The 22,696-nt window shown below is 29.9% G+C and carries 21 protein-coding genes; 16 read left to right on the forward strand and 5 right to left on the reverse strand.

Annotated features, from left to right (window positions below; genetic code table 11):
• Positions 1 to 14: 14 nt before the first annotated feature.
• Together J0H68_05765 and J0H68_05770 are read right to left on the reverse strand one after the other, a co-directional pair.
• On the reverse strand, positions 15 to 437 hold the full coding sequence (locus J0H68_05765; protein MBN8828195.1) for a nucleoside triphosphate pyrophosphohydrolase: 423 nt from the start codon (positions 435 to 437) through the stop codon (positions 15 to 17).
• A gap of 6 nt (positions 438 to 443) precedes the next feature.
• Positions 444 to 941, reverse strand: a complete 498-nt coding sequence (locus J0H68_05770; protein ID MBN8828196.1) for a GNAT family N-acetyltransferase — start codon at positions 939 to 941, stop codon at positions 444 to 446.
• Positions 942 to 1,012: 71 nt separating this feature from the next.
• Here J0H68_05770 and J0H68_05775 point away from each other — a divergent pair, with 71 nt between their 5' ends.
• The 4 genes from J0H68_05775 to J0H68_05790 are packed head-to-tail and all read left to right on the forward strand — an operon-like array spanning position 1,013 to position 4,881.
• Positions 1,013 to 2,809 (forward strand): ABC transporter ATP-binding protein, encoded by a 1,797-nt coding sequence (locus J0H68_05775; protein ID MBN8828197.1) that lies wholly within the window; start codon positions 1,013 to 1,015, stop codon positions 2,807 to 2,809.
• A complete protein-coding gene (locus J0H68_05780) occupies positions 2,810 to 3,604 on the forward strand; it encodes a DUF2608 domain-containing protein (protein ID MBN8828198.1) in 795 nt (264 codons plus the stop codon).
• A 13-nt stretch (positions 3,605 to 3,617) separates the two neighbouring features.
• Positions 3,618 to 4,394 carry a class I SAM-dependent methyltransferase gene (locus J0H68_05785; protein MBN8828199.1) on the forward strand — a complete coding sequence of 259 codons (777 nt, stop codon included), beginning with the start codon at positions 3,618 to 3,620 and terminating at the stop codon, positions 4,392 to 4,394.
• Complete coding sequence (locus J0H68_05790; GenBank protein MBN8828200.1) at positions 4,387 to 4,881, forward strand: GNAT family N-acetyltransferase; 495 nt, start codon at positions 4,387 to 4,389, stop codon at positions 4,879 to 4,881. Before J0H68_05785 ends, J0H68_05790 begins: the two co-directional genes overlap by 8 nt.
• Positions 4,882 to 5,185: 304 nt before the next feature.
• Here the strand turns inward: J0H68_05790 and J0H68_05795 are convergent, their stop codons facing one another.
• Positions 5,186 to 7,822, reverse strand: coding sequence for an ankyrin repeat domain-containing protein (locus J0H68_05795; protein ID MBN8828201.1), 2,637 nt, complete (start codon positions 7,820 to 7,822; stop codon positions 5,186 to 5,188).
• 208 nt (positions 7,823 to 8,030) lie between these two features.
• Here J0H68_05795 and J0H68_05800 point away from each other — a divergent pair, with 208 nt between their 5' ends.
• The 3 genes from J0H68_05800 to J0H68_05810 are packed head-to-tail and all read left to right on the forward strand — an operon-like array spanning position 8,031 to position 10,060.
• Complete coding sequence (locus tag J0H68_05800) at positions 8,031 to 8,480, forward strand: hypothetical protein (protein MBN8828202.1); 450 nt, start codon at positions 8,031 to 8,033, stop codon at positions 8,478 to 8,480.
• A 24-nt stretch (positions 8,481 to 8,504) separates the two neighbouring features.
• Entirely contained in the window at positions 8,505 to 9,095 is a 591-nt protein-coding gene (locus tag J0H68_05805) for a hypothetical protein (protein MBN8828203.1), read from the forward strand.
• Positions 9,092 to 10,060: a hypothetical protein gene (locus J0H68_05810; GenBank protein ID MBN8828204.1), complete on the forward strand. Its 969-nt coding sequence runs from the start codon at positions 9,092 to 9,094 to the stop codon at positions 10,058 to 10,060. Before J0H68_05805 ends, J0H68_05810 begins: the two co-directional genes overlap by 4 nt.
• Here the strand turns inward: J0H68_05810 and J0H68_05815 are convergent.
• Positions 10,057 to 11,220, reverse strand: coding sequence for a tyrosine-type recombinase/integrase (locus J0H68_05815; protein ID MBN8828205.1), 1,164 nt, complete (start codon positions 11,218 to 11,220; stop codon positions 10,057 to 10,059). The two genes, J0H68_05810 and J0H68_05815, sit on opposite strands and share 4 nt — an antisense overlap.
• A 610-nt stretch (positions 11,221 to 11,830) precedes the next feature.
• On the opposite strand from J0H68_05815, the gene J0H68_05820 reads away from it, so the two are divergent.
• The 5 genes from J0H68_05820 (at position 11,831) to J0H68_05840 (ending at position 20,218) form a co-directional block, all read left to right on the forward strand.
• Positions 11,831 to 13,411, forward strand: a complete 1,581-nt coding sequence (locus J0H68_05820) for a ShlB/FhaC/HecB family hemolysin secretion/activation protein (protein ID MBN8828206.1) — start codon at positions 11,831 to 11,833, stop codon at positions 13,409 to 13,411.
• Position 13,412: 1 nt separating this feature from the next.
• Positions 13,413 to 18,971 carry a filamentous hemagglutinin N-terminal domain-containing protein gene (locus J0H68_05825; protein ID MBN8828207.1) on the forward strand — a complete coding sequence of 1,853 codons (5,559 nt, stop codon included), beginning with the start codon at positions 13,413 to 13,415 and terminating at the stop codon, positions 18,969 to 18,971.
• Positions 18,971 to 19,348 carry a hypothetical protein gene (locus tag J0H68_05830; GenBank protein ID MBN8828208.1) on the forward strand — a complete coding sequence of 126 codons (378 nt, stop codon included), beginning with the start codon at positions 18,971 to 18,973 and terminating at the stop codon, positions 19,346 to 19,348. Before J0H68_05825 ends, J0H68_05830 begins: the two co-directional genes overlap by 1 nt.
• Before the next feature lie 338 nt (positions 19,349 to 19,686).
• A complete protein-coding gene (locus J0H68_05835; GenBank protein ID MBN8828209.1) occupies positions 19,687 to 19,875 on the forward strand; it encodes a hypothetical protein in 189 nt (62 codons plus the stop codon).
• 7 nt (positions 19,876 to 19,882) lie between these two features.
• Positions 19,883 to 20,218: a hypothetical protein gene (locus tag J0H68_05840; protein ID MBN8828210.1), complete on the forward strand. Its 336-nt coding sequence runs from the start codon at positions 19,883 to 19,885 to the stop codon at positions 20,216 to 20,218.
• 4 nt (positions 20,219 to 20,222) lie between these two features.
• Here the strand turns inward: J0H68_05840 and J0H68_05845 are convergent, their stop codons facing one another.
• On the reverse strand, positions 20,223 to 20,450 hold the full coding sequence (locus tag J0H68_05845; protein MBN8828211.1) for a hypothetical protein: 228 nt from the start codon (positions 20,448 to 20,450) through the stop codon (positions 20,223 to 20,225).
• A 13-nt stretch (positions 20,451 to 20,463) separates the two neighbouring features.
• Between J0H68_05845 and J0H68_05850 the strand changes: the two genes are divergently transcribed.
• From J0H68_05850 to J0H68_05865, 4 genes are all read left to right on the forward strand, one after another.
• On the forward strand, positions 20,464 to 20,637 hold the full coding sequence (locus J0H68_05850; GenBank protein ID MBN8828212.1) for a hypothetical protein: 174 nt from the start codon (positions 20,464 to 20,466) through the stop codon (positions 20,635 to 20,637).
• A 1-nt stretch (position 20,638) separates the two neighbouring features.
• A complete protein-coding gene (locus tag J0H68_05855) occupies positions 20,639 to 21,019 on the forward strand; it encodes a hypothetical protein (protein ID MBN8828213.1) in 381 nt (126 codons plus the stop codon).
• Positions 21,020 to 21,173: 154 nt separating this feature from the next.
• The gene (locus J0H68_05860) at positions 21,174 to 21,728 is read left to right on the forward strand and encodes a hypothetical protein (protein ID MBN8828214.1); all 555 of its coding nucleotides are present in this window, start codon (positions 21,174 to 21,176) and stop codon (positions 21,726 to 21,728) included.
• Positions 21,706 to 22,539, forward strand: coding sequence for a hypothetical protein (locus J0H68_05865; protein MBN8828215.1), 834 nt, complete (start codon positions 21,706 to 21,708; stop codon positions 22,537 to 22,539). Before J0H68_05860 ends, J0H68_05865 begins: the two co-directional genes overlap by 23 nt.
• Positions 22,540 to 22,696: the final 157 nt, after the last annotated feature.

Here is a 22,696-nt window from a genome sequence, read left to right on the forward strand (position 1 = left end):
TGGGAAATAATAAATCACTTTATCTCAGGATATTCATTAGGTTTAGAGCGGTAATAATCAATAAATTTAAAATCATCCTCAATTAAGATTTTATCAATAAATCTTGCTTGCTCAAAGCTTCCTTTAGCTTGAACTTTATTGATTCTAACTATTTCTATCTCAGTAAGGGTAACATTATTTGCTTTAGCTAAACAATATAATACCTCAAATGCATCTGCTAATTCTTCGATCAATTCTTCTCTGGAATCAGCTTGAATAACTTCTTGGGTTTCTTCAATTAATTTATGATTTAATTGCTCTAAATATTCATCCACTGACAAATCTTTAGTTACTAATTCTGCTCCTAAACCTTGCATCATCTCCGGAATTTTATCACGCACTAATTTATTAAATATAAATATATTTTTATCTTTAGTTATTTCTCTTGTAGCATCCATATAACTTTATTCTCTTGTACTCCTTTTAATCTCTTGAAATCCTGCTTTTTGATAAGCTTTTAATGCAGCAATATTATTACTTTCAGTATCAACAAAGCAAGCATTAAACTCTTTCCAGATATAATCTTTAAGTAAGATTTTTATAACTTCTGGACCAATACCTTTACCGATATAATTAATGTTACCAATAAATATATCAAATGCCGCCAAACTATTAGGCAGATCTGTGAGTTCAATTCCATCTTCTCTTGGAAAATCATATGCATTATAATATTGGATATAACCTATGGGAAAATTATCTTGATAAACTATAAAAGCATGTATTGGCTTTTTAATATTACTATCAATCTTATAGTTCTCAGTATAACTACCATATTTCTCTTCAATTAGTGCAGGAGTCCAAGTAGTATCTTGATCCCAAAAAGCTTTAACATGAGGTGTTTCAAGCCATTTTAATAACAGCGATAAATATTGTTTTTGTAATGAATGAAAAGTTAAGTCCATAAATTTACATAGATTTTATATTAACTAATATGTAATATCACATTAAACTTAGTTAAACTAGTTAAAAAGTTATGATAGAAATTAAAGATACAAAGCTAAATGAAGCAGATAATGAGCTTTTTCCATTTATATGTCATTTTTTAAAAAAATATAAACCCATTGTAATTACCTTTATTCTACTTGCAACATTAGCAGGACTTTGGGGACCACTTAATAGTTTGTTTATTAAGCAACTTATTGATTCATTACTAAATGTAAATAGTCCAAATGTTTCGATATTATTATTTCCAGCAAGTTTGATTGTCATAAATTTTTTAGTATTTGATAATTTTACTTGGCGAGGATTAAATTATATATGCGCTAAATATGTACCAATTATTCAAAATAGAATTATAACTGAAACAGTTGAATATTCTCTTTCACATTCACATGAATTCTATCAAAATAGTTTGTCAGGTAAGATCTCAAAGCAAATTACAAATTTAGTAGATGGAATCACCAGGATAATTACAGCATCTTCTGCAAACTTTTTACGCGGCGCTTCTTTATTATTCTCAGCATTTATCACTGCTTATTTTGTTAATCCAATATTTTGTCTTATTTTAGTAACATGGTTTATTTTTTTTGCTAGTCTTAGTATTCTAATGTCAAAAAAGCTGGTTTTATTATCTGATATCCAAGCTCAAGAAGAATCTATTGTAGTAGGGGAATTAGTTGATATTTTATCTAATCAAGCAAATATAAGAATTTTTTCAAGAAAATTATCTGAAAATATACGAATGCTGCCATTCTTAAATAATCAGCAAAAAGCTTATACTAAAACAGTTCTTTATCAAATGTTTCTATCTTGTATACAAGGAGGATTAATTGTTATTATGATGACTTTATCTGTCTTTTTCCTTGTATATCTTTACGGAAAAAATTTAGTAACAATTGGAGATTTTGCTCTTATTTTAGGTTTATCTATGGAAACTGGTCATATGATGTGGTTCACTATGTCAGAGATTAATGAATTTAATAAAGCAGTTGGAAGATGTAAGCAAAGTTTAATTTCATTAATGATACCATTAGAAATACTAGATAAGCCAAATGCAACTTCATTACAAGTTAAACAAGGTCAGATCATTTTTAAAGATGTAAAATTTCATTATCAGAATACAGAACCTTTATTCGACAACAAATCAATTGAAATTAAGGCAGGCCAAAAAGTAGGGCTTGTAGGTTATTCTGGAAGTGGAAAATCTACCTTTATTAATTTGATATTACGATTCTATGAAATAAATAATGGTGCGATTTTAATTGATGGACAAGATATTCGTGATGTTACTCAAGATTCATTACGTCAAAATATTGCTATGATTCCACAAGATCCATCGCTGTTTAATAGAAGTTTAATGGAGAATATTCGTTATGGTCGTATTGAGGCAAGTGACGAAGAAGTTATTATTGCTGCTAAAAAAGCTCATGCCCATGAATTTATAATTAAATTGTCACAAGGTTATGATTCACTAGTTGGGGAGCGAGGCGTAAAACTTTCTGGGGGTCAGCGGCAACGTATTGCCATTGCTAGAGCTATTTTAAAAAATGCGCCAATATTAATATTAGACGAAGCTACTAGTCAACTTGATTCTGTAACGGAGAATTTAATTCAGGAGAGTTTACTGCAGCTCATGCAAAATAAAACAACTATTGTCATTGCCCATAGACTTTCTACTTTACTACATATGGACCGCATTTTAGTTTTTGATAAAGGCAAAATTGTAGAAGATGGAACTCATAATGAACTACTTGCCAAAACAGGACTTTATAAAAAATTATGGGATGCGCAAGTAGGTGGATTTTTACAAGATGAAGAAAAGGTGGAATAAATGCTATTTAGATACTTAATGCTTATTTTAATATTGAGTTCCTGTACCAATTATAATAAGCACCCACAAATTAAGCCCATTAATTCTTTTAATGAAGCAAATTTCGATTTGCCGAAAAATATACTGGTTATATTTGATGTAGATGAAACACTAATTCAGCCAGTAGATAGCTATTTAATCAATGAACATACGGAAACAGGTAAAGAATTTCGCAACTTCCTACTTGAGAAATATAAGTATATTAAAGATTGGGAGCATTTAACTTCTATAATGTTAAAGCAAGCTCAAAGACCAATAATTGAACCACAAGTTATTGATAAAATTAAAGAGCTACAAACTCAAGGAGTGAAAGTAATTGCCTTAACTGGCATGAATACTGGTAAAATGGGCATTTATAACGAACTTGCCGAATGGCGTTATGAACATTTAAAAAGTTTAGGGTTTCAAGGCAGTTTTACAAATCAAATAATTAAATTTGACTATAACCACTGCCACCCAATATTTTTTAAAGGAGTCTTAGCTACCGACCTTGCTGCAAAAGGACCTATTTTAATGGAATTTTTAAAAGCTATTAATTATCCTCCCAAACAAATTGTAATGTTTGATGATGATTTAGACCACTTAAATTCAGTAGCAGCAAGCTGTAAAAAGCATAATATCCTATTTCTTGGATATTATTATAAAGGTGCTAAATCTAAAAAGTGGAATCAAAAACTTATTGAAGCTCAACTAGAGCATCTTATTAAGCATAAAGAGTGGCTTGATGATAATGAGGTAGATAAATTAGTCAAATAAATGGAAGGCAATTATGGGGAAAACAAAGCTAGGATTACCACTTGAATACCAAAAATTACCTGAATATTTTGATGCCCATAATATAGGTGAAGATACTGAATTAAAAAATTCGGTAATTGAGCGGTTGCTTAAAAAGCATCAAATAAAAACAGTATTAGATCTTACTTGTGGTACTGGCTCGCAAGTATTTTATCTTAAAAAGCATAATTATGAAGTAACTGGTGCAGATTTAAGCCCTCAGTTACTCACAATAGCAAGAGATAGAGCCACAAAAGAAAAGTTAGATACTAAATTTATCGCGGGTGATATGCGCACCTTAAAAGTAGGAGAATTTGATGCCGTTATTACCATCTTTAATGCTATAGGCCATCTTACTAAGCCTGGTTTTGAAAAAGCAATTAGAAATATACATAAAAATTTAAAAACCGGCGGAATATATATTTTTGATATATTTAATTTAAAAGCCTTAACCGATCAAGTGATAGAAAATTTTGCTATGCATACTCAGAAAAAGGTGAAGGACACTACGGTTCATAGTATGCAATGTTCTACAATTGATAGAATTAAAGGTCTTCTTACCTCTTATGATACTTATATGATTCAAAAGAATGCCGGCAAGCCAGAAATATTTAATAACAAATTCCAACTGCAAATTTATACCTCTCAAGAGCTTAAGGAGATGCTCATAAAAAATGGATTTAGAGTTTTAAATCGATATGGAATGAATGGCGAAGAATTTATAGAAGATAAGACTCTTAATATGCTGACCGTGTCTAAGAAAGATGATTAAGATAGAAATTATAACTCCTGATTTAGCTGAAGAGTTATGTCGTAAAATTACCGTTGATTTGCCAGAGTATTTTGGTTTACCTGAGGCTAATGAGCACTATGCTATTGGAGTACGAGCGAATATAAATTTAGCAGCAAAGATAGCTGAAGAGTATGTGGGTCTTATCTCAATAGACTTTCCTTATCCAGAAAATGCCAATATATATTGGTTGGGAATATTACAGAAATTTCATCGCTTAGGTATAGGAAAAATATTAACTGAAGCAGCTTTTAAGCAAGCAAAAATTAAGGGAGCAAAAACTATTTCAGTAGAAACTTTAGCTCCTCAAGAATCGGATGCAAATTATTTAAATACTTATAAATTCTACCAACAATTAGGTTTCTCTCCATTGTTTAATTTAAGACCAACTGGTTATGAATGGAATATGGTATATATGGTTAAATCTCTAGATAATATGAGCCCATATGAAATTAAAGATATATTATAATCCCTATTCAAAAAGATATCCCAATTATTGTAAAAGCCTTTAAGTCTATCAGTGGGAATAAGCCTGCTTCCCTGTTTGAAAAATATTTAAAAGAGGCAGAAGTTGGTAATAAATTAATATCTTTTTATAACCTACTTAAAACCCAACACCCTCAATTGGCTAATTTACCTATAAAGTACTGGCTTCTAGTGGCAATACCAATACTACATTTTGCCTAAATAGTGACTAATAGTCCGACCTCTATGCCTTAAATATAATAAAGAATACACTAAAGGAACCTGAATTTAACTGATTACCCTATTGGTTATTCAATATAAGAATTATAAATTTCATTTAGCTGTTCTTCAGTAACATACTTAATTGGCGACGTTAGTATTGAATCTATATTAGTAACTTTACAATCTTCAACCACATATATGTTTGGACAATCAATTTTAGTATGATCTAACAACAAATCATTAGCATCAATAAATAAAGCTTTGCCTATTTTATGATTCGAATTATGCACTTCAATATGAAATTGCTGCCAATAAGCTGTATTATTGAGTTCTTCCTGAGAGTAATTAACATTTAATTTATATCCATGAACTATATATTCTTCTTTCCCTTTAATTACTGTATGGTCTAAATTTGCGCTATTGTTAACATTAAGACCTCCTCCAATAAAGTGAGCATAAGGAGCATTAAGAAAGTACCCTGGCTTTTCTACTATTAAATCATCAAGGAATTTTAATATTTCTTTATTATAATCTGCAGCAGCAATTCTTAATAAAGATTTATTATCAACTTTAATATTTGGGTCGGCGCCTTTATCAACTAATAGCTTAACTAAATCTAAATCCTGATTTACCACTGCTATATATAATGGTGTAATACCTGCTACATCTGACTTATTAGTATCAGCACCTGCCTTAATCAGCATATCAGTGATTTCCTTATAACCTAGTTTTAAGCTTACTAATAATGGTGTATCACCACTTTTATTACTTATATTTATATCTGCATTTTGTTCAATAAGCTCTTTTACTTTAGTTATATTACCTAATTTTACCTGATGAATTAGCTCATATTTGAGTGTTAATAGTAAAAATTCATTATAATTATTATGCTTAATTAAGTCTAAACCCGAAATTCCATTTTTATCTTCTATTGTAGCATCAGCTCCACCCTCAAGTAAGAATTTTACAACTTCATATTGTCCAGATTTTAAACTAGCAAGTAATGCAGTATCCCCTGCCTTGTTCTTAAAGTCGATGGAATATCCTTTATTGGCTAACTCTTGAACTTTAGTTAAGTTACCTAATTTTGCTTCTTTAATAATCTCACCTTCATATTTATTAGGGGTACCAAACCATATAAATAAACTTTTACCATTACTATCTTTAGCATAAGGATCTGCCCCATTATCTAATAATAAATTTTGTAAATTACTATCGCCATATTTACTATCCATCGCATAAGCTAGTGGTGGATAGCCGTATTTGTCGCCTATGTTAGGATCAGCGCCTTCATTTATCAGAAATTCTGCTATATTTTTATGTTTGTTTTTCAAGCTAATAAGTAATGGTGTATCACCACTGCTAGGATCTTGAACATTTATTTCTGCACCTTTGCTAAGTAGATCTTTTACTTTTTCTAAATCACCCTTTTTTGTCGCTTCTAACAATTCTATATTAAACTTATTCCTAGCAAGAATATTTGATTGATTGATAATTAGGTTAACTAAATAAGGGCTATCATTCTTTCGAGCTAAATCTAAAATACTGTTACCTTCATTATCTTCTATTTGGGTGTCAGCCCCTGCTCTAATTAGTAATTCAGCAATTTTATGCTGCTTATCTTTTAAGCTTATTATTAGCGGGGTATTACCATCTTCATCTTGTATATTAAGATCATACCCTAGAGCGATTATCTGCTTAATGTTTTCTACACTACCTAAGTGTGTTTGGTAAATTAAATCAAAATTATGTAAAATAGGTAAAAGGTCGTCGAAATAGTTGTTAAACTTAATTAGATCTAGAGCGGAAATCCCTTCTTTATCTTCAGCATGTATACTAGCTCCTTTTTCTATAAGAAGCTTAGCCATCTCATAATTCTCAGCCTTTAAGCTGGCAATTAGTGCTGTCTCATTCTTATTATTCTTAAATTCAATAGCAGTACCCTGTTCTAATAGTCTTTTGACATTTTCTATATTGCCGCTTTTAGCTTCTCGAACTATACTTTCTGGTTTGGGTCGAGGAGTATTAAATCCATACCATATAAACAAGTTATTACCACTATTATCTTTAGCATAAGGATCTGCCCCATTATTTAATAATAAATTCATTAGATTATTATCTTTAAATCCCCCTTGTGTACCATAAAAGGTGGACATAGTATATACTAATGGTGGATAACCATCTTTATCTCTAATATTAGGACTTGCCCCCTCATTTATTAAAAGGGTAGCTACTTCTTTATGATTATTTTTCAAGCTAATAAGTAATGGTGTATCACCACTGCTAGGATCTTGAACATCTATTTCTGCACCTTTGCTAAGTAGATCTTTTACTTTTTCTAAATTACCTCTTTTAGCGGCTGATAATAAATCTAAGCTTAATTTCGGCAATTTAAGGATCTTAGATTGGTTTGCAATTAATTTAATTAAATACGAATTATCATTTTTTCTAGCCAAATCTAAAGCAGTATTACCCTCATTATTCTTAATTTGTGTATCAGCTCCTGCTCTAATTAATAATTCAGCTATTTTGTGTTGCTTATCTTTTAAACTTATTATTAGTGGGGTATTACCATCTTCATCTTGTATATCTATAATATTTTTATAGGTTATGAATTTTTTTACTTCGTTAATATTTTCACTTCTTATTTCTTCAATAAACTTGGATTTCATGTCCTTAGTTATACTAAAAGGCCATAACCAATTTAAAAATTCAGTTATCATTTATATTACCTTACGACTTTTATTTAGAATAACTTTATATTAATACAAAATCTGATATTGTCATTAGTTATTAATAATTATTCACCAAATAATATATTATTAACACTTGTTGGCTTGCAAATCTTTATATAATTGTCCTAATTAGTTAGCGTTAATGTAAATTTAAAAGAATTTGTTTAAAGTTTAGTAATAGAATAGGTAATCTTTAATGCATTCAGACTTAAAAATTATTAAAACTGAGTATTGGAATATCTCTCATCGTAATGATTCTAGATACCTTGGTTATTTGATAATATCTGCATTAGAAAATGTAAGTGATATAAGCGAATTGAGTCCTGATGCACTGAGTGAGTTAGGGCTTATGCTTGCTGAAACAGAAAAACTACTAATAAATCTATATTCGCCATTTAAAGTGATTATCAGTAAATTAGGTTTTTCAAAAGGCTTTAACTGTCATTTTCATATGATTCCAATCAGTGAGCAAATATTACAAGAAATTGCCCGCCATCCAAATTATTGCCAGGAACCTGATGGCATTGATACTATGTTATTCATTTGTAGAGAGTATTGTGAAAGACCTTTAAATAAAGAAGAAGATCAAAATATCAAACAAGAAGTCAAAAAGTTGCGAAAGCAATATATAAATATGATGAAATAAACCCTTGAATACTATTTTAAAAATATGCCTAACAATTTACTTAAAAAATCTGTTGAAATAAAAGCTAAAGCTGAAGAATTTCTCTTCTCTCACCATATTACAGATATTTTATCTAATTATGGTGAAATAGTATTTGCAGGAAGTTATACCACTAATTTAATGGTTTGGAATGATATTGACATTCAATTAATTCTTCCTAACTCTGATAATTATTTAGAGGTTTTTACTAGTTTAGCTAAAGATTTTCTAGAACTTGAAACTACTAGCAAAGTTCAATTGCTTAATTTTTATCACCGTAAAGATAGTAATATGCCGCGGGGAATGTGTATGGGTCTATACTCAAAATTACCGGATGGCACTAAATGGAAAGTAGATATTTGGTCCTTAGCAGAAGAAGAGTTAGTAAAATCGCAAGCTTTTCAGCAATTAATGCTTTCTAAGCTTAATCCTGAGCTAAGAGAATTGATTATAAAACTGAAATTCCAGTTAATGGGTGAACAGGATCGGGTGCCAAAAAACGGTAGCTATTTTATTTATAAAGCTATATTTGAGGAAAATATTTTAGAGGAAAAAGATATTATTAATTATCTTAAAGAGCGTGGGATTTTAGAATGAGGGAAAATAGAATAATACTTACCCCTACAGGAGAATACAGAATTGGAATATGCAAATATAAATTTTTTGATGAATATAGGAAAACATTACAGTATCCTGAAGGGCAATTAATACCCCTACAAATATATTTTCCTTTATCAAAGGGTGAGCATGTTTCGCAAGAGAAGCTATATGAAGAGCAGGCGCCTAAATTATTTCCTACTTTAATCAACAAAGTATTTGCTAAACCTGCCGATCCTAAGGAAATTGCTCCGGGAAAGCATCCTGTCGTTATCTTTAGCCATGGTAATGGTGCAATCATGACTGATTATGCAATTATCAATGAAGAACTTGCTTCACATGGGTTTATTGTAATATGTATTCAGCATCAATTAGCAACTGACCCATCATCTCCTAAATTCTGGAGTAACAGAAGTTGTTCAAAGCATAGCCATATTATTGATAACATTCTTTATGTATTTGATTGGAATAAAAGAAATAAAGAACAAAAATTCTTAGGAAATATTAATAGTTCTAAAGTAGCGCTTATTGGCCATTCGATGGGTGGAAATGCACTTCTTATGCTCGCTAATCGTACCTCTAGTATATTTAGAACCGGCGTTAGTACCTTATTACCTCATGATCCTAATGCTACAGATATAAAAGAATGTATTGTATTTATTGATGGTGAGTTACAGTTTCGTTATCCTGCCAAATATCCTATTTTATTTTGTTTATCAGAGGAAAGAAAAGCATATCAAGAAAAAGCTGGTACCTTAGAACTTTTACAACAAGCTGGTTATAAATTTCATCATTATCCTGGTTCTCGCCATATCAGCTTTATGGACCATGCGTACCTTAATGAGTCCTTCCCCGATGGTTCAAACAAAAAATATTTCAATGGCAACAGTAATGAGTGCCAAGTATTTTATCAAAAACTTAGGCAGGATATTTTAAAATTTTTAAATAATAATATAATTACCTAAGATTTAGTAATAATATTTATCATATCTTTTACCGCCTTTTCCATAGATTCTCTTGCGGTATCAGCACTTACTCTGGCATATACTGCTGTAGCCTGTTTATCTTTATGCCCTAAAGTCTTACCGATTATATAGCTATTAGCTCCATTTCTTACCTGCCAGCTAGCCATGGTTCTACGAAGATCATGTATTCTCAAATCTTCAATTCCAGCCCGTTTCAATATTCTTTTCCAAGCAGATTTAGGTTCTTCAAGATGACCAGACTTACTGGCTGGACTAGGAAATACCCATTTACTATCTGAATTATCTTTTAATTCTTTTAAAATATCCACTGCTTCGGGTACTAAAGAAACAATATGAGCTTCGCCATTTTTAGTTTCGGGTATTTTCCAATATGGATCACTATCTAAATGTAAATCTTTCCACTGCATCGATAGTACATTACTTTTTCTAGCTCCCGTAAATAAAGAAATATAGAAAAAAGCTTTAATTACATCATTAGGCTCGTTGTTAATTGCTTCAAAAAATGAGCTAATTTCATCCGGCTTTAAAAATCTATCGCGGGCATTTTCTTTAAACTTCTTAATTCTTAAGGCGGGATTTAGCCCTTCATATCCCCAATCTATCGCTTTATTGTAAACAGTTTGAATCAGAGAAATTGTACGATTAGCAGCATAGAGCCCTGCCCTTTCTTTTATCAGATGGTGGAGTTTTTCTATATCTTGCTTGAGAATGCTTGATATTTTCTTTTTATATAAGATTTCCAAGTGATTGTCGTAATAACCCTTATCGATATGCCACGATTTCTTACGTTTTTTAGCATATTCTTCTAGATATTTAGAAAAAAGCTCAGAAAATAACATTTCATTCCTAAGTTTCTTCTTATCCTTATTTGGATCAATTCCTTGTGAAATGTCATTTAAGCAACTTGTAGCCGCTTTTCTGGCCTGCTCAATACTCATATCTGGAAATCTACCAAGTTTAATCTTATCGGGTTTGCCATTCACTCTTTTATAAACAAAAAAAGTTTTTGTACCACTTGGGAATATCATGATTCCAAGCCCGTTTAATTTAGAATCATAGTAATAAGCCCTCTTACCTGCTTCAGGCAGTGAAAGTTTATTTAATTCATTAATTGTAAAATTCTTCTTGTTCTCATTCATATCTACGTTCTACTTATGTTCTACACATGTTCTACAAATTATATGCAAGTTGATAAACTTGTATAAAACATTATATATAGCAAAACATAGGAAAATCAAAGGAAAATAAATGATTATCAAAAATAATAAATGTCCATAAAAGCATAAACCTCAAGAATGGCATTCAAAAGGTCGGGAGTTCGATTCTCCCTGGCTCCACCAATAAAAATCACTTTATTCATTGCAACTTATTTTAGCTATATTTTAAGTAAGCAGTGAGCAATTTCAAAACAGTATATAAGATGGCTTTTAAAAAAAATTTAACTAATTAAGCCTGTTAATATTAAACAAAATATGAAGTACATATTAAATAAAATATAGTCTAAAGGATTAGCTATAATTAAAATAATGTGTCTTATCTGCATACTATAATTGAATAAAAAACATTAGTTATTTTATAAGTTATTGAAATATAGATAATTAAAATATTTAACACTATTACCTATTGACCCTCATATCATCCCCTGCTAGATATATAAAAAAATCGTTAGCTGAATAACTTTTAGTTACAATTTATTAATATGTTGAATAGATAATAAAAAGCTATCATCTTCCTATAAGAAAATTTATTATGTTTCCTTTACTGCCTCCTTTAGCCATATCGAATATTTCACTTAGAAATTTTCTTATATTAATTATTCTCATCTTATTTAATCAAGTCTCCCTTGCCAGTTGTTATAAAAATATTCGTATTATTAACTCTCAAGGTATATTTAAAAATAGTGATTTTATTTTTCTCGATTGTTTGAGTGTAGAGCAATTAACCTCTTTTTTAAATAAACAACAGAAAAAGCTAGATCAAGCAGGATATAAATACTCGACATTAGAATTAAAATCTAAAAAGCATGAGACATTAATATTTGAAACTAAATATAGTTTTATTAGTAAAATTACCGGGACCCAAGGTGCACTTTTAAGTGAAGGGCAAATTTTTAATATCCATGATATTGATCAGGCTATAGAACACACTAACCGCTTGAAGACATTACATACTAAAGTAAATTTAAGTAAGAAAGAAGATAAGATAAATGTAGAATTTGTTAATAAGCAAATTAAGCCAATTAATGTTAATTATTATTATAGCAATCAAGGCTATGAACATACTCCTAAACAAACTATCAGCTTTGATATAGAAAATAAATTAGGGTTTTATGAAATTTTAAGTTTAAATTTAGGAAAAACTCCTGGCGGTAAAAGCTCAGGGGTAAATTTTTCAATATCCATCAAAGAATATTTACTAAAATTTAAATACAGCAAATCTGTCAATAAAACCTCTCTTCCCCAACAAGATAATAATAATACTCCTTCCGTTCTTCCTAGTATTCAAAGAGTTAAAGGAGTTTTTCAGGTTGTTAAAAATGATCCTTATATTAATAGACTTAACAAGACTGTTATAGATAACTGGCAATATAGTAACGTTCGTGGGATTGGATTAGATAAAACTATAGCTCGTAATAAAAATTATATTTTAGGTCTAGGGGTCGAATTAGAGAACAGAAGACCTAATAATGTTATGGGTTCTATACAAACCAAATCCTCTCCATTAACTGTAGCCAAACTTGATATAAATCACTCATATCATGCTAGTAACTATAATAATAACTTCATTTTTAGTATATCTAAGGGGTTAAAAATAGGACACCCTCAAAAAGATAAAATAGAGAGAAATTATAAATATAATCCCCGTGCTCAGTTCATCAAATATGAAATTGAAAATACTTTTAATACTAAAATTTTTGGTAAAAGCTATAGCGTCAATGTTAGCGCTCAAAGAGCTTATCATAGTCTTTATAATGAAGAAAAAGTAGCATTAGCAAGCTTTGGTTATGTTCGTGGTTATTATAATGAATCGGCAAATGTAGAAAATGCTTTAGTATTCAAGCAGGATTATACTTTAGCTGATTTGAGATATTACAATAGCATAATCAGACCTTACATCTTTGCCGATTATGGAGTCGGCACTAAGTCCAAACAAAAAGGTTCATATTATCTAAGCAGCTATGGCACTGGAGTGCTTTTTCATAAGGAAAGAGTAAGCGGCGGGCTATTATTTTCTACTCCCTTCAAAAACAATTTGAAAATCAACTCTATTACAACTGAACGATTATCAGGACCAAGTATTTTTATAAACCTAAAAATTAATATTATATAAAATGAGAAAACAGATGAAAGCAGCGATAAATATTTTAACTTTAATAACTCTAATTTTATATAATATTTTCTATTTTACTTCTCAGTGTTTTGCTGAGGAAAATAGAATTGTTCCTGCAGAATATGAGAAAAATATTACTATAGAAAAAGTTGTGGGTGATGATGCAATTAACATTAATAACCCTAATACCGAAGGTTTATCAGTAAATGATTTCGAGCTATTTAACGCTGATCAAAACAATGTAGTAGTAAAAAATAATATAAGTGATCTTGAATATAAGGAACAAGCCTTATCTCATAATCCTAATCTTTCAAATGAAGCCAGTCATATTGTCTTTGATGTTAAAGGAAATGAACCTTCTAATTTAAAAAGAGATATTATTATTGCCGGCAAAAAAGCTGAATTTATATTGGTAAATCCTAATGGTATATTCTGTAAAGGCTGTGCTTTTATTAATGCTGCAAAAACTACTCTTACTACTGAAGATGGTAAGGGTAAAATACTTTTAGATAATTTAGCAAGCGATGGAGATATACTCGCTAAATCCGGCGAAGTTGAATTAAAAGCCAAATCTTATATTCAAGGTAAAGCTACTATTCAAGCTAAGAAATTAGTTGATGGTTCTCATCTTGATGCAATGTATGCTAAGCAAATTTTTATTTCTTCCGATGATACTATAAAAATTAAAGGTAAGATTGAAGCTCAAGAAAAAATTGAAGTTAATAGTAAAAATTATGCAGATCTTGCAAGCTCAATTTTAGCCAGTGAAAAAATTGATTTGTATTCAGACGATGTTTTAGATTTAGAAAAAGCTAAAATCGGTGCGCAAAAAATTAAATTATACGGCAAGAAAGAACTAACTGCACAAAAAGCTGTAATAATTGCAGAACAAGGTAAATTTGGTTCTAAAAACGGAATTGATTTAGTCGGTAGTATAATTAACTTAGCTAATTATGGTAATTTTAATTCTACCCATTTGAGAAATACTGATGGTACTATCATCTCTAAAAATAATATTAATTTTTATATTAATGAGTTAGATAATAAAGGTGGGCAAATAATTGCCGATAACAAAATTAAAGTCACAAGCGATAATTTCTTTAATAATTTAGGTTTATTTACTGCTAATAATATATATTTAACTATTCACAATAATACCCAAAATATTTATGGCCATATTATTGCTTCTAATAATTTGAATTATTCAAGTGTTGGAAAAATATTAAATAATGCCGGCCTTATAAGGGTAGGCTCTGTAATAGATATTGATAGCAGTGAATTAATTAATAGTTCAGATAATGTTACTAAAGTTGAAGGGGAAATTACAGCTAATACAATATTAGCAAAAACTAACAATTTTTTCAATGATGGTAAAATAGTTGCAGATCAGATTATTGAAATAAGAACTGATAAATTTAACAACGCTAACCTCCTTGAGAGTAAACAACAATTACTATTAAACACTAAATCTTATCATAATACTGGCAAAATAAAGGCTGATAATTTTTTTATATTAGGTGATTTTAAAGAAATATGTGACGACAAAGGTGATTGTCTATATGAAGTTAGTAAGAACAGTAGTTTTGATTATAAAATAGGGAATGAATACATTGCAAAGAATGGCCAAATGGTTGTTTATGCGAAAAATTTTAATAATGATTCTAGAGTAGTTTTAAACCATTCATTATACCTAGGCCTTTATGGTAATACTTTTCTTAATAATAATATGCTTACAATTAATGGTGATTTTATCATTAATGATCCAATAGGAGCTTTTATTAACCGAGGGAAAATTTTAGTTAATGACGGCAATATGATTATTGCAAGTAATGGTTTTGTTAGTGAAAGATATAATGGCGGCAACGTTGATTTCAAATACTACTATAATTTAGGTAATAACATTTCAAACCCCTGGTTTTATGACATTAACGTTATTTCTGCAAACGGTACTCAAGGTAATATTGATATAATTTCAAATGATAAGGCTAAATTTGTAGCATCTAATATTAAGGCAGATGGATATGTTAATATCATTACTCAAAATAATTTTAATGCGACCTTTTATCATGACAATTTTGAATATCTTGGTGGCCCTCATAATATTAGGGATTCATTTGAGATTAATGCAGACAAAGGGATTAACATTACTTCACTTGGAGGAAATTTAAGTATTCAAGGAGGAAATTTAACCTCTAATAGTAATGATATAACCCTAAATGCTCAAGGTGACATTACGATCGAAAGTATTTCCAAATTTTATATCAGGGAAGACAAGCCGCCAGCAAATTTTTATTGGAAAAGGCCCTCGCCATATAATGGATTGGATCTTGGTTTTGATACTTATCAAAAAACCGGGCATCCTACTGTAGTAAATGACTGGCCTTATATTAAAGCTAATAATGGAGGATTATATTTAACTTCTTTGGGAGGAAATATAATCACCTTTGGAACAAAATTTAATAGTAGTAAAGAATTCAAAGCAGAAGCAAATAAGAGCCTTTCTTTCAATACTAGTAAAGGGCATAATTATAGTTCTGATCCTCATTTTTGGGGTTTTATTCCTTTAACTACCGGAATAACTGCACCTAGTGTTTCTTTAATGACAGGTAATAGTGGTATTGTAGGAAATGGTTTAATAATTAATAGTTTAAATGGAACTGATCCAGTAAGGGTTGTTGCAAATAAAAACGTACAATTTGAAACATTTAAAAGTGCTTATTGTGATAAATATGGTGGATTGTGTCCGGTTATTGGCCCTACAAATATATTAAGCAACAAAGATATTCATCTTGTTAGTAATAATGGAAATATTTTACTAAAAGGTTCGTCTATAAGCTCGCTTGGTAAAGTAATTATGGATGCACCTAACGGCCAAGTCGATTTAATTTCGGAAGCTATAAGTACGGTAATGAATTCATCTGTTACTAAAAAAGGTTTATTTAATAAAAAAACAATCACTAAAACATGGAATGAAGTAGATATTTATAAAGCCCAAGTAGCAGGAGCTGATGGATTTGAGGTTAATGCTAAAGGCATTTATACGGAAGGCGCGGATGTAGTGGCTCCGCAAAACAAAATTATTTTTAACGTACAAAAAGAAGAACATCGTCCCCTTAAATTTGATACCTTTAATATTACTACTGTTAACACCAAAGGATTTACGGCTTCCGGAATATTAGGGCGAATGTTAGAAAAAAATTCCTTACCGAGTTCAGAACGTTCACCCGTTAGGCTGCACGACACTTCACCATTCATTAGCGCACTTAAAGACGCATTTAATGTGCGCTCACCTTTTGATGCCGCGCCAGCAATGAATTTAGCTATTGAAAGCTTTCATGTACTCAGTGATTTTGCTCAAAATTATAAATCTAATGGATTTAATGCAAAAATGGCAGGGTTGGATGTAGCACTTAGCCAGTTAGGTATAAGTCATGGCGGGGGTTTATTATTTTATCCAAGTGGAGTTGGATTATTCAGTAGTAAATATGAAAAGAAAGAAACTAAGCAAAATGTTTTAGGTTCTAATATTTACGGCAAGGAATATATATCCAATACTGACCATACCATTTTAGAGGGTGCAACTATTACAGGCACTGACAAAGTGGAACTTAATACTAAAAAACTAGAATTACTAGCTAGTGAGCAAATAACCGAGACTAACGAAAAATTTAATAAAAACACTGTTATGTTTGGCAAAAATTCAATTACCGGCAGTGAACTAAACCGAAGCGCTCATGAATATATCAATAAAAAAGTTTACTCCTACATTAGGGGTAATAACAGGGTTAATATTAATACCGATGAATTAATTCTTAAGGGAGGAGTAATTGAAGGTGCTAATACTGTAGTTAATGCTAAAAATATATTAATAGAAACACTCACGGATACTTATTTTCATAATAATCTAAGTACCAGTAAAAGTTTCGGATTAAGCTTTTACGGCGCTCCTTTACCTATTCCAAACGGCAGTTATAGTAAAGGAAAATCTACTATAGTAAATGAAACTTCTAGTGAAATTTCAGGGATTAAGGGTTTAACTGTAGAAGTTCATGCAGATAGCGCGGAGTTAACAGGCGGTGTAATTGGTGGAATAAATAGCACTATTGCAGATATTACCAATGTAAATTTCAAAGATGTAAAAGAAAAAATTGAAACAAAACAACATGGTTACGGTATCAAAGCCGATGGAGAATTTTTGAAATCTACTAGCGCATATGCAAGTTTAACTTCAGACATGAACAATCTAAAACAAAGCACTTTCGGCAAAAGCTTTAGCGTTTATAGCTCGCATAAGTTAGAGGAAGGAATTGTAAAATCTACTATTGCAGGAAGTAATATCGAAGGCCTCAACAATAATCTTTCTAAAGTAAAAGAATGGAAAAAAATTAAGGAGAACTCCTATTCTGTGATGCTACCAGTTCCAATTTCAGAATATAAAGAAATCGCCAGGAACATTAAAGACATTGGAGATGTATTTAAAGATATAACAAACCTTGAACCATTAATACCTGAATCAACAGAACATAGAGAAATGTATGAACAGGGGTATAAAAATGGTTTTACCAAAGATGAAATTAATTATGTACTTGAAGAAGCTGGTCTTAAGGAAAAACCTGCTGATCAAAATGGCGGTACTACTAAAATAACAATTACCAAATTTAATAAAGTCGGAACAGATAATTTACAATTATTGAATGAGTATTACGGTTCTTATGAACAAATACCTGATAAGATTAAAAATGGAGGACTCGATAAGGGTAAGTATTTTGTAAAAGAAGGTCATTTATATTATACTCCGAATGAAAAAATGGCTAAAAATCATGAGATAATAGTCAATGCTTCATATAAAGCTGGCCAGATGATTAAAATTGCAAATGGATTATCTGAAAAATATGGTCGTAGCTACGAAGCTTCGTTATATTTAGTCGGAGGAATGTTTGGAGGGTTTACAAAAGCCGCAGGAGCAGTAGTTAAGGCTAAAATTGGCGAACAGGCATTCGGTGAATATATAGCTAAAGGCTCTTCATATGCAATAGGTAAAGTAGCTGAGGGAATTAGGGAACTCGATCCTTACTTATCTTATCAATCGGCAGAAAATTTAGCTATCGCAGCTATAATCGGTGGCGCTGCTACCGCAGGACTTACAAGTGACCTTAAATATGTTGTGAAAAATAAACAACATACTCAGGTGAGCAAGTTTACCAAAACCGATGGAACCAAATACCCTGAAAATGTTGCAAATAAAGATAAGCTAAGTAAACAATTACTAGCTGAGCAAGCCTCATCCATATTTACTAAAGACGGTAAATTAAAACCTGAAATAATTAGAAATGCTAAATTTATTGATCTAAAAGAAGGTATTAAAAATCAAAAAGTAATTGAGAAGTTAACCGAAAATGGCAGTAATATAAAGGATTGGGGGAAATTTAGTACAGGTGAATTACATGGTCCATCAGGTAAATTTGAGGTTCATTTTTACAAAAATAAAATTACTCAAGAAGTGAATTATGATATTGATTTTAAAACTATAACTAAAGATATATTAAATGGAAAAAAATAATGAAAATAGAATGTATTAATGATATCGACCCGATTACAAATGACAAAATAGATAATTGTTGGATTACATTAGGTAAAGAATATTTAGTAATATCGATGGATGCGTCAATTAATGGTCCAATAAGATTTATGATTATTGCCAATTATGGTTCACGAGTAGTTTTCGATTCAAGCTTGTTTAAAGCTACTTGTCCTAAAATTCCTAGCAACTGGATATGTAAATTTAATGATGAATATATCCTTATGGGTCCTGAAAAATGGCTGGATAATAGTTTATGGGAATATAGTTTTTGGGAAAGTTATGATAGCTTAACCTGCCCTGAAGCCGAAAAAGTTTTTAAAGAAGAATTAGAAAAAATGATTGCTGAGGTAGGGTAACTTAATCCCTTCATTGATAAAATAGCTGATAAATTAGGGAACTTGATCCTTATTTATCTTATCAATCGGCAGAAAATTTAGCTATCGCAGCTATAATCGGTGGCGCTGCTACCGCAGGACTTACAAGTGACCTTAAATTTGTTTTAAAAAACAAACAATATACACAGGTAAGTAAAACTACAAAACATCACAATACAAAAACTGATCAAAATTTTATTGCTAATAACAAAGAAGGAATTAATAAATCGGCTTGCGAAGAAAATTGGTTTAAATCAACATTTGAAGACAATAAGCAAACTATTGATTATCATTTACATAAACATGGTAAAGGTAGAACCGTGGAAGAATACACAAAAGATGCTTTAAAGTTTTTTGAAGATAATAAGCATTTAGGTAAAGAGGTGATATTAAAAGATGGTTCTGCAGGTATTAAAATTAAAATAAAATTAACTGATGAAACAGGTAAGACCAAATTTAATGGTGGTTATTGGACGAAAGATGGTAAAATAGTAACATATTTTGATTAGGAAAAAAATGATTAAAGATGAAATTGAGAAAATAAAAAAGTTCAAAACCTTAAAATTTCCAGACTTAACATTTGAAAACGAAGAGCTGGCAGAATGGGGGTTTGAAAATTTGCTTGAATTAGATGGATATTTTGCAGGGTTTATTACTAATTATTTAAAAAACAAAACTGTTGATATATTTATATTAGGTACAATAAAAAAAAGCATAGCAGATGCAGAAGTTAGTTTAGGGAAAATTAATAACATAAGTAAAGAAGATTTTTATAAATATGAGTATTTAAAAAATTATTTAAATTTAATGAAAGACATATCTGAAAATATTACTGTCAAAAATAATAGCTAAATTATCAATAATTTGCAAGTGACCTTAAATTTGTTTTAAAAAACAAACAACATACACAGGTAAGTAAGTTTAATAAAACCGATGGAAAAAAATATCCTGAGAATGTTGCAAATAAAGATAAGCTAAGTAAGCAATTACTAGCAGAACAAGTTTCTTCTATATTTACAAAAGATGGTAAATTAAAACCTGAAATAGTTTTGAAAGCTAAAGAGATACCACTAAAAAATGGCATTCAAAACCCTAAAGTGGTCGAAATTTTAACAAAAAATGGAAGCGATATTAAGGATTGGAGCAAATTTACTACAACCGGAATTATAAAAAGTCCAGCGGGCGAAATTGAAATACACTTTTATAAAAATAAACTAACTAAAGAAATACAATATGATATAGATTTTAAAACAATATTAATAGGAAATTAAAATGAAAATAGAATGTATTAGTAATATTGATCCACAAACTAATGAAATGATAGATAATAATTGGATTTCACTTCATAAAGTTTATTTGGTACTTTCACTTGAAGTTACTTCTAAGGGTGAAATAAGGTTTATCATAATGACTAATAATGGTCGCACTCCAGGAGTATTAAGTTCAGTTTTATTTAGAACTACTTGCCCTAAAATACCAAGTAATTGGGTATGCAAATATGAAGATAGTTATTTAGTAATGGGACCAGAAAAATGGATGGATGATAGTCTATGGGAATACAGTTTTTGGGAAAGCTATCACAGCTTAACCTGCCCTGAAGCTGAAAAAGTGTTCAAAGAAGAATTGGAAAAAATGATTGCCGAAGTGGGGTGATTATCATTTAATGAAATTTACTTGATTATTTAAAAGGAGGATGATACAAACCTTACTTTAATAATTTAGAAATAAAATAATGCAAAAATATATAATAAAATTTTTAATTTCTTTAATAATAATATTTTTAGGCGCCTGCAGTACTAAAAATATAATGAATACCAATTTTAAAATTTCAGAATTTGAAAACACTAACAAATCAATACTAATTTTTCGCGCTAATTTAAAATCTAAAAATTGGTTAACTTTTATAACTAATAAATCTTATAATAATGATATTTATTTACGTTGGAAAAAAATCCAAAATAATGAAAAAAAATTTTTTATTACTGATTCAGGTGAATTTGCTATTTATATGATTGAGCCTGGTGACTATGCATTGGAACACTTTCATGGCACTGCCTCAGGAATGACTATTTCCACTGGATTTCCTACAACAAATTATTTTGCATATTTTAAAATTAACCCTAAGGAAATATTGTATTGTGGTGATCTAATTTTTGATTACAACAATACTAATATTATTGCTAAAGGTATAACTTTAAAAGATAACTTCAATGAAGCAAAAGATTTTTTATTACGTAAACGGCCAGATATTGCTCCTTTATTAAAAAAAAGATTGTTAGAATTTAATGAAGACATCAAATTAGCTAAATCCATCGAAAGTTCTAAGCAGGAAGTAGAAAATGCTATTAATCAGATGCGCTAATTTGACCTATAAATTTCTTATTAATATTTTGTTACTAGTAATTCTAAGTGGATGTGCAATATCAATCGGAATACATTCACCGGAAATTAATGAAAATAGCAAATTATTAAATGAATTTGAATATAAATGGGGAAGCTTTATTAAAGATCAAGATCATACTCTGATCTTTAGAGCAAATAAAGAATTAGCTACATGTGCAATAAAAAAAGCTGCTATAGAACTTTCATTAAGTACAGATTCTAAAAATTATTTTGATAATCAATTACTATTTAAAATAAGTAAAAAAGGAGGAAAAGGTTTTAATTTATATTTAAAGGAATTTAATAAAAAGACAGTTGGATTAGATTTTGTAGATCCTATGGATGAACTTCCTATAGTGTTCTTACCTACATTGATTTTTAAGGATCATATAACTGAAACTTCAGAAGGACATAACTTTATTACTGTATTGAAACAAAAATTTGTACAATGTGCAAACGATGTAAAAAACCCTACGGAATATTTAACTAGTATATCGTCTGATTCAGTAGACATACTTCAAGGTGCTATAAAAAAACGATTAATAAAGTTAGGTTATAGGATACAAGAAATACAGGAAAAACATAAAATTATAATTAACGCATCCTTACTATTTAATCAGAAAGAAGGCATGTTTTTGAAGCTAATACTAGAAGAAAGAAAGGATAAAAAAACGTTTGTTCTCTTTAAAGCTGTTAGATGTATTTTTATAAATAAGGAATTACTTCATTTTGAAATTGAAGAGCAAAAAAAGGAAGAATTGTTTAATAATCTACTATCTATATCTGGCTAGAAAATATATTATTTAACAAATAAATATAAAACTTCAACCCTAATTGAATATTTGATAGCTAAGTAAGAGATATTTAAAAAACTAATATTCAAAAACACTCTTCTTACAGTTAATTTATTTCAGTATTACTTAATTTAATGGTAGGATAAAGGAGATA

Source organism: Sphingobacteriia bacterium (assembly GCA_017304685.1).
Taxonomy (GTDB): domain Bacteria; phylum Pseudomonadota; class Alphaproteobacteria; order Rickettsiales; family 33-17; genus JAFKLR01.

What these genes read in the sequence shown, in the direction of transcription:
- J0H68_05805 (MBN8828203.1), top strand. Translation starts at nt 8,505, where the DNA reads ATGCCTAACAATTTACTTAAAAAATCTGTTGAAATAAAAGCTAAAGCT.
- J0H68_05775 (MBN8828197.1), top strand. Translation starts at nt 1,013, where the DNA reads ATGATAGAAATTAAAGATACAAAGCTAAATGAAGCAGATAATGAGCTT.
- J0H68_05780 (MBN8828198.1), top strand. Translation starts at nt 2,810, where the DNA reads ATGCTATTTAGATACTTAATGCTTATTTTAATATTGAGTTCCTGTACC.
- J0H68_05815 (MBN8828205.1), bottom strand. Translation starts at nt 11,220, where the DNA reads ATGAATGAGAACAAGAAGAATTTTACAATTAATGAATTAAATAAACTT.
- J0H68_05845 (MBN8828211.1), bottom strand. Translation starts at nt 20,450, where the DNA reads ATGCCATTTTTTAGTGGTATCTCTTTAGCTTTCAAAACTATTTCAGGT.
- J0H68_05820 (MBN8828206.1), top strand. Translation starts at nt 11,831, where the DNA reads ATGTTTCCTTTACTGCCTCCTTTAGCCATATCGAATATTTCACTTAGA.
- J0H68_05790 (MBN8828200.1), top strand. Translation starts at nt 4,387, where the DNA reads ATGATTAAGATAGAAATTATAACTCCTGATTTAGCTGAAGAGTTATGT.
- J0H68_05765 (MBN8828195.1), bottom strand. Translation starts at nt 437, where the DNA reads ATGGATGCTACAAGAGAAATAACTAAAGATAAAAATATATTTATATTT.
- J0H68_05795 (MBN8828201.1), bottom strand. Translation starts at nt 7,822, where the DNA reads ATGATAACTGAATTTTTAAATTGGTTATGGCCTTTTAGTATAACTAAG.
- J0H68_05785 (MBN8828199.1), top strand. Translation starts at nt 3,618, where the DNA reads ATGGGGAAAACAAAGCTAGGATTACCACTTGAATACCAAAAATTACCT.
- J0H68_05860 (MBN8828214.1), top strand. Translation starts at nt 21,174, where the DNA reads ATGAATACCAATTTTAAAATTTCAGAATTTGAAAACACTAACAAATCA.
- J0H68_05770 (MBN8828196.1), bottom strand. Translation starts at nt 941, where the DNA reads ATGGACTTAACTTTTCATTCATTACAAAAACAATATTTATCGCTGTTA.
- J0H68_05825 (MBN8828207.1), top strand. Translation starts at nt 13,413, where the DNA reads ATGAGAAAACAGATGAAAGCAGCGATAAATATTTTAACTTTAATAACT.
- J0H68_05865 (MBN8828215.1), top strand. Translation starts at nt 21,706, where the DNA reads ATGCTATTAATCAGATGCGCTAATTTGACCTATAAATTTCTTATTAAT.
- J0H68_05830 (MBN8828208.1), top strand. Translation starts at nt 18,971, where the DNA reads ATGAAAATAGAATGTATTAATGATATCGACCCGATTACAAATGACAAA.
- J0H68_05810 (MBN8828204.1), top strand. Translation starts at nt 9,092, where the DNA reads ATGAGGGAAAATAGAATAATACTTACCCCTACAGGAGAATACAGAATT.
- J0H68_05800 (MBN8828202.1), top strand. Translation starts at nt 8,031, where the DNA reads ATGCATTCAGACTTAAAAATTATTAAAACTGAGTATTGGAATATCTCT.
- J0H68_05855 (MBN8828213.1), top strand. Translation starts at nt 20,639, where the DNA reads ATGAAAATAGAATGTATTAGTAATATTGATCCACAAACTAATGAAATG.
- J0H68_05840 (MBN8828210.1), top strand. Translation starts at nt 19,883, where the DNA reads ATGATTAAAGATGAAATTGAGAAAATAAAAAAGTTCAAAACCTTAAAA.